This window comes from Streptomyces niveiscabiei, from assembly GCF_001419795.1.
Classification (GTDB): Bacteria; Actinomycetota; Actinomycetes; order Streptomycetales; family Streptomycetaceae; genus Streptomyces; species Streptomyces niveiscabiei.
The window spans coordinates 1-5,952 of record NZ_LIRL01001147.1 but is presented as its reverse complement, the minus strand read 5'-3'; the positions used below and the strand labels follow the sequence as shown (position 1 = coordinate 5,952).

Below are 5,952 nucleotides of genomic sequence, written 5' to 3'. Positions count from 1 at the left end.
GATGGAGCGGCTCCTGGCGACCGCCGAGCGTGAGACGACGCGGGCGCGGGACAGCGTCACCGCCTACCAGGCCGGCCGGCAGGACGCGATGAGCAACCAGCCGGTGCGGGAGCGCACCGACCTGGACATGTGAGACGGCCGAGGGCCGGACCGTACCTGAGTACTACCCGGGTAGTACCGGTACCGTCCGGCCCTCGGCGCTGTGCTCAGCCGGCGCCGTACGGGTCGAAGGCGATCCCGCTCGGCTTGCCCTTGTTCAGGGTGTTGTTGAACTTGCTGTCCTGGAGGGGGAAGTTGGCGTTGCCCCAGTCGGAGTTGTTCATGATGGTCTGGAGGTTCTTCGAGGGGTCCTTGCTCGCCGGGTAGTGGTCCCAGCTGACCAGCGCCGGGTGGTCCCAGCCGCCGTCGGGCCAAGCCTCGGGCGTCTCACCGGACTTGGCGAAGCGGAAGGCGTGGGTGGAGGGGCCGTCCTTGTGGTAGACGATCTTCGCGTGGACGCCGTCCATCGGCGCCTGGTTCACGGGGATCGTGTCGAACCCGCCGTGCCGCGAGGCGGAGATGTACGACGGCTGCGCAGCGCCCTGCTTCACCCAGACCACCACGCACTCCCAGTCGTGGCGGTGGCCGAGCCCCGAGATGCCGGTCGGGTCGGCCTGGTCCTTCTCGAAGTACAGGGTGTAGATGATCGCGCACCAGCCGTTGTTGCACTTGGCGCGCGCGTAGGTGTTCGCGTTGCCGAGGTGGTCCGTGCGGCAGCCGCCGCCGATCGAACCGCTGGGGTTCAGGCCGCCGTTGAGGTTGCCCCACATGTCGATCGCCGCCGCGGGGAGGCAGCCGTCCGAGTCGTAGTCGAAGTACGGCTGGAAGGTTCTCTGGAACGGCGTCGAACTCTCGGGCAGATTCGACAAGTTGGGGGCGGCCGAGGCCGTTCCGGCGGTGAGGCCGACGGCGAGGGACGTGGTGGCCGCGGCGACGAACGCGGCCTTGGCGAGACGCTTGTACTCCTGGAACACGTGCGGGTCTCCATGTGCTCGGGGGTGGTTCAGCGATGCTGAAGTGACCCTGACAGCACAGAAGTTGAGACTACAAGCGCTTTCTGTGAACTGATCCTTACGGTTTTTCCACAACCAGGTCGTGCTGGTGAACCAGCCATGTGATCGCGGTCAGCCGGCACACCGCGTAGTCGTAGCCCACCGGTTCGCGCCAGTCGAGCTCGTCGAGGGCGTCCAGGAAGCCCAGGGCGTAGTCGGACAGGTCCTCGCGGTGCGGCGGGCGGGGGATCAGGCCCGCGTGGTTCGCCGCCAGCCGGTCGCGCAGCTCCGCGACGTGTTGGTCGACCTCGGCCACGAAACCGGGCTCGAACGCGAACTCCGCGAGGCGCGGGGCGTACGAGCTGCTGATTCGGGCCAGAGGGGACATTTCTCCACGGTAAGGGTGTAGACGGCTAATACCAGAGGGCTAGCGGGCGTGATTCCCGCCACCCGGCTCACGCCGTCAGCCACCCGGCTCGCGCGGCCCGGCTCTGCCCGGGGCCGCGCCCCTCAGTGGCCCGTCAACTGGTCCGCGGTCCGTGCGGCGGGGCGCTCCTCGCCGGCCCCCGTATGCCCCGTGGTCGACGCGAGGACCAGGGCGGTCACGGCGATGAGCGCGGCGGCGAGGCCGCGGGTGACGGTGGTGGTTCGGGGCACGGAGAACCTCGCAGGAGGTGGTGGTCGCAGCGGGCGGAGGCGCTGTTCGACGTGCGTGTTCGGGGTGTCACGCGGCGTTCGGGGTGTCGACCAACCTAGGGGTGTACGGGGAGGAGGGCAAGGGGGTCGAGAGGGAGTTGTGCAAGCGGTTTCTGCACGGTGTGCGAAGGGCGTTCCCGTACGGGCGCGAGCGCGGGCGGGCGCGTTAGCAGATCGCCGCCGTCACAGCTCGTCCTCCCGGGAATCCGGGGCGGCGCACGGGCGTCGCCGTTAGCGTCCCTCGGGTCATGGAGAACCAACGGACCGCCCTCGACGGGGTACGGCTCGCGGCGCGGGTGGCGGTGTACGCCGTCGTCGGCGGGGCGGCGCTCGTCGCGATCGGCACCGTCGCCTCCGTCCTCGGCCCGGCGCTCGCGCTCGACCTGTACACCCCGGCCGTCGCCGCCTGGTGGACCGTCTTCACCGCCGTCGTCGTGCAGGCGGTGCCCTTCCTCCTCCTCGGTACGGCCGTGTCGGCGGCCATCGCCGCGTTCGTGCCGGAGACGCTGCTCAAGCGGCTCCTGCCGGCGAACCCCACGCTCGCCGTACCGGTCGCGGGTATGACCGGGGTAGTACTTCCGGGGTGCGAGTGCGCGTCCGTACCGGTGGCCGCGAGCCTGATGCGGCGCGGGGTCGCACCGGCCGCCGCGCTGGCGTTCCTGCTGTCCGCGCCGGCCGTCAACCCCGTTGTCCTGGTGGCCACTTCGATCGCGTTCCCCGGGCAGCCGGCCATGGTCCTGGCCCGCCTGACCGCGTCCCTCGGGGCGGCTCTCGTCATGGGGTGGCTGTGGGCGCGGTTCGGGAAGGAGGAGTGGCTGCGGCTGCCGAGGCGCTGGTCCCCAGGTACTACGGGTATCACCGGTACTACGGGTATAACGCCGCCCGGTTCCCGCAAGGCGCGGGCGTTCCTCGACGGACTCCAGCACGACTTCCTGCACGCCGGAGGGTTCCTGGTCCTCGGCGCGGCAGCGGCGGCCACCTTCGGCATCGCCGTGCCGCGCTCGGTGCTGGACCTGTTCACCGGATCGCCCTGGCTCGCCGTACTCCTCCTCGCCGGGCTCGCGGTCGTGCTGTGCGTGTGCAGCGAGGCGGACGCGTTCGTCGCCGCCTCCCTCTCCGCGTTCCCGCCGACCGCCCGCCTCGCGTTCATGGTCGTCGGACCAATGGTCGACCTGAAGCTGATCGCCTTGCAGACAGGGACCTTCGGCCGCGCGTTCGCGATGCGGTTCGCGTCGGCGACGTGGGTCGTGGCCGTGGGGGCGAGCGTCCTCGTGGGGTGGTGGCTGCTGTGAGGTGGTACGGGCCCGCGGTGCTGCTCACGCTGGTAGGAGCGGCGGTGCTGCGGATCACGCTCTTCGGCGAGCTGTATCTCCGGTACGTCCAGGCCGGGTTGAGACCGTGGCTGGTCATCTCCGGTGTGCTGCTTACGGGGTTGGGGGTGGCGGCCGGCGCGCTGGCTCGGGTGCGGGGGGACGAGTACGACGATGGCGAGGGCCATGCTTGTCACGGCGATGGAGACGGCGACGATGGCGACGGCCGCTCCCGCGAGGGCGATGCCGACCCGCACCCCGGTCAACTCCCCGGCCACAGACCCAGGTTGGCCTGGCTGCTGGCCCTCCCCGCTCTCGCCCTCCTCCTTTACCCGCCCCCGGCGCTGGGGAGTTACAGCGCCGGACGGGAAGCGGCGGCCCGGGCGGCCCAGGGCGTGGGCACGTTTCCCGCGCTGCCCGCCGGAGACCCCGTCGGGCTGACGGTGGCCGCGTTCAGCTCGCGGGCGGTCTACGACAGCGGGCGTTCACTCACCGGCCGTACCGTCCGGATGACCGGCTTCGTCACCCGGGGCAAGGGCCAAGTCTGGTACCTGACACGCCTGTTGGTGACCTGCTGCGCCGCCGACGCGACGACCTCGAAGGTGGAGATCCGGGGCGCCGGCGCACCGGCCGTCGACACATGGGTGACGGTCACCGGAACGTGGCTGCCCGAAGGGGAGTTGGGGTCGGACGAGGCGTGGCCACCGGTGCTGGCGGCCGACACCGTCGTACGGATCGCGCAGCCGAAGGACCCGTACGAGAAGCCGTGACGCCCGTTCGCATCTGCACCGGCCCCTACAGCTGCACCGGCCCCTACACCTGCATCCGCCCCTGCCTCCGCACGTCCGCCAGCCGCAGCGCGCCGAGTTGGACGCCGATCTGGGTCGCCTCGTTCGCGACGTCGCCCATGCCGCCGTTGGTCAGGGTGTACGCGTCGTCGCCCGCGCGGACGGCGGCGACGTCGAGGGTGAGGGTGGCGGGCTCGCCGTCCTCGTTGTGGCTCGTGAGAGTGACATGGAGCCCCTGTCGTACGTCCCCCACCTCAGGTAGGGGTGCCTCGGTCACCATGACGTCCTGGACGACGTTCTTCGGCGAGGTCGCGGTGAAGCGGGCGCACACCTGGGGGATCGTCTTCAGCCAGGCGAGCGCGCGGTCCACCTCGGCGGCGGGGCGCTGGGCGGTCACCTGGAAGCGGAGCTGCGCGTCGGTGTCGGCGTCGTCGAGGCCGATGGCGGCGCGGGCGGGGGCGCCGAGGAGTTCGTCCGCGTACAGGGCGTCGAGGAAGCGGGCGCACTCCGGGGCCGTACTGGTCGCCTTCAGCACCCCGTCCCGCCAGGTCGCCGCGCCCCGCGTGGCGGTCCAGGGCGCGCCCAGGTCGGCGACGGTGAGCAGGGCGGCCCGCGCCTGCGCCTCGCTCAGCACGCCCGGCGCCTTCGGACTCGCCTGCGGGGAAGGGGACTTGGCGATGGTCGGCGTGGGGTGCGGGGCGACCGCCGGATGTTCGAGACCGAGCGCCGCGCACCCCGCCATCGCCCCCGCACACACCATCGCCACGCTCACACCCAGGGCTCGACGCACCGCACCCGCCTCCTGACGCAGGGACACCTGCTCCCACGCCAGCACCCCGCCCGGAGGCCGACCACCGTGGCGGTCCGTCCGGGGGACGAGGTTCCTGCGGGTGGGTGTGCGGGGGTAGTACCGGAGCGGGATGCGGCACCGGGGCGTAGTGCCCCGGCGTCGTACTTCGGAGGTAGAGGAGCACTACCGGAGAGGGAGAGGGCCCACCCTCCCCAGGGCCAGGGCCAGGGCACAGGACCCCGGAAGGGGCTCAGCCCTCCAGCGTCCCCAGGTACAGCTTCACGTACCGCTCCACGTCAACCTCCAGAGCTACGTCCACCAGTACCCCACCCCGGCCCTGGCCGTGGATCTCCGCCTCGCCGGGGCGCGGGCGCCGGTCGACGACCGTCTGGCCCCGGGTCGGTCCCGGTGCGAGGGAGACCTCGACCGGGAGGAGTGCCGTGGTGAGGCCCCCGGGGTCGGCGACCGCGCAGACCGCGCCCGCGTCGCCGAGGCAGCCGGTGGGGCTGGGGTCGCCGCTGGCGTCGGGGTCGCGGTGGGCCAGCAGGTCACCCGTCAGACGTAGTACCGGGTCCCCGCTCGCCCGCAGCCGGGCGATGTCGTCCCCGGGGACCAGGACCTGCCGGAAGACGTCCAGCCCGTACATCGTGAGAGGGACCCCGGCGCTCAGCAGGACCGCCGCCGCCTCCGGGTCGTGCCAGACGTTGAACTCCGAGACGGGGGTGGCGTTCCCGACCTCCACCGCGCCGCCCATGAAGACGATCCGCTCGATGTTCGCGGTCACCTCGGGGTACGTCCGCAGCAGCAGCGCGATGTTGGTGAACGGGGCCGTCGGGACCAGCGTCACCTTGCGCGGGGACGCGAGGATCTCCCGCCGCAGGAGTGACACGGCGTCCAGTTCCACAGGGGTACGGGTAGGGGGTGTGAGACCGAGGTCGCCCATGCCGTCCACGCCGTGCACGTGCTGCGCCGAGCGCGCCGGTTCGATCAGCGGGCGCTCCGCTCCCCGGGCGACCGGGATGTCCGGCGCGCCCGCCAGCTCCAGCACGGTCAGGGTGTTGCGGACGACGCCGTCCACATCCGTGTTCCCGGCGACACAGCTCACCGCCCGCAGGTCGATCGCCGGATGCCGGACGGCGAACAGCAGGGCCAGGGCGTCGTCGACACCGGTGTCCACGTCCATGATCACGGGGATGGGCTGGCTGGTCACGGGACCCCTTCCGGGTGGCGGGAGCGTCGGACTGCGGGCGGTCTCGGCAGGCGGCGGGCGAGTACGGCGAGGCTTAGGGAGTGACGCCGTACGGGTGACCGCCGAGCCGGGCCGCCGGGGCCGAGCC

Annotated in this window: 7 protein-coding genes; 2 read left to right on the top strand and 5 right to left on the bottom strand. The window is 72.0% G+C overall.

What is annotated here, in order from left to right:
* Positions 1 to 206 precede the first annotated feature (206 nt).
* The 3 genes from AOK24_RS41185 to AOK24_RS48990 form a co-directional block, all read right to left on the bottom strand.
* Positions 207 to 1,013 carry an NPP1 family protein gene (locus AOK24_RS41185; protein WP_055725015.1) on the bottom strand — a complete coding sequence of 269 codons (807 nt, stop codon included), beginning with the start codon at positions 1,011 to 1,013 and terminating at the stop codon, positions 207 to 209.
* 97 nt (positions 1,014 to 1,110) lie between these two features.
* Positions 1,111 to 1,419: a DUF6401 family natural product biosynthesis protein gene (locus AOK24_RS41180; RefSeq protein WP_055725014.1), complete on the bottom strand. Its 309-nt coding sequence runs from the start codon at positions 1,417 to 1,419 to the stop codon at positions 1,111 to 1,113.
* 122 nt (positions 1,420 to 1,541) lie between these two features.
* Positions 1,542 to 1,688 (bottom strand): hypothetical protein, encoded by a 147-nt coding sequence (locus AOK24_RS48990; protein WP_159052180.1) that lies wholly within the window; start codon positions 1,686 to 1,688, stop codon positions 1,542 to 1,544.
* A gap of 287 nt (positions 1,689 to 1,975) precedes the next feature.
* Here AOK24_RS48990 and AOK24_RS41175 point away from each other — a divergent pair, with 287 nt between their 5' ends.
* Positions 1,976 to 3,019, top strand: a complete 1,044-nt coding sequence (locus AOK24_RS41175) for a permease (RefSeq protein ID WP_055725013.1) — start codon at positions 1,976 to 1,978, stop codon at positions 3,017 to 3,019.
* Positions 3,016 to 3,807, top strand: a complete 792-nt coding sequence (locus AOK24_RS41170; RefSeq protein ID WP_055725012.1) for a TIGR03943 family putative permease subunit — start codon at positions 3,016 to 3,018, stop codon at positions 3,805 to 3,807. The genes AOK24_RS41175 and AOK24_RS41170 overlap by 4 nt, the downstream gene beginning before the upstream one ends.
* A gap of 43 nt (positions 3,808 to 3,850) precedes the next feature.
* Here AOK24_RS41170 and AOK24_RS49465 read toward each other — a convergent pair whose 3' ends face one another.
* Positions 3,851 to 4,567: a hypothetical protein gene (locus AOK24_RS49465; protein WP_193555501.1), complete on the bottom strand. Its 717-nt coding sequence runs from the start codon at positions 4,565 to 4,567 to the stop codon at positions 3,851 to 3,853.
* Between the two features lie 298 nt (positions 4,568 to 4,865).
* Positions 4,866 to 5,825 (bottom strand): nucleoside hydrolase, encoded by a 960-nt coding sequence (locus AOK24_RS41160; protein ID WP_055725011.1) that lies wholly within the window; start codon positions 5,823 to 5,825, stop codon positions 4,866 to 4,868.
* Positions 5,826 to 5,952 lie beyond the last annotated feature (127 nt).

Coding starts and splice junctions, on each gene's coding strand:
- AOK24_RS49465 (WP_193555501.1), bottom strand. CDS start 4,567: ATGGCGGGGTGCGCGGCGCTCGGTCTCGAACATCCGGCGGTCGCCCCG.
- AOK24_RS41175 (WP_055725013.1), top strand. CDS start 1,976: ATGGAGAACCAACGGACCGCCCTCGACGGGGTACGGCTCGCGGCGCGG.
- AOK24_RS41180 (WP_055725014.1), bottom strand. CDS start 1,419: ATGTCCCCTCTGGCCCGAATCAGCAGCTCGTACGCCCCGCGCCTCGCG.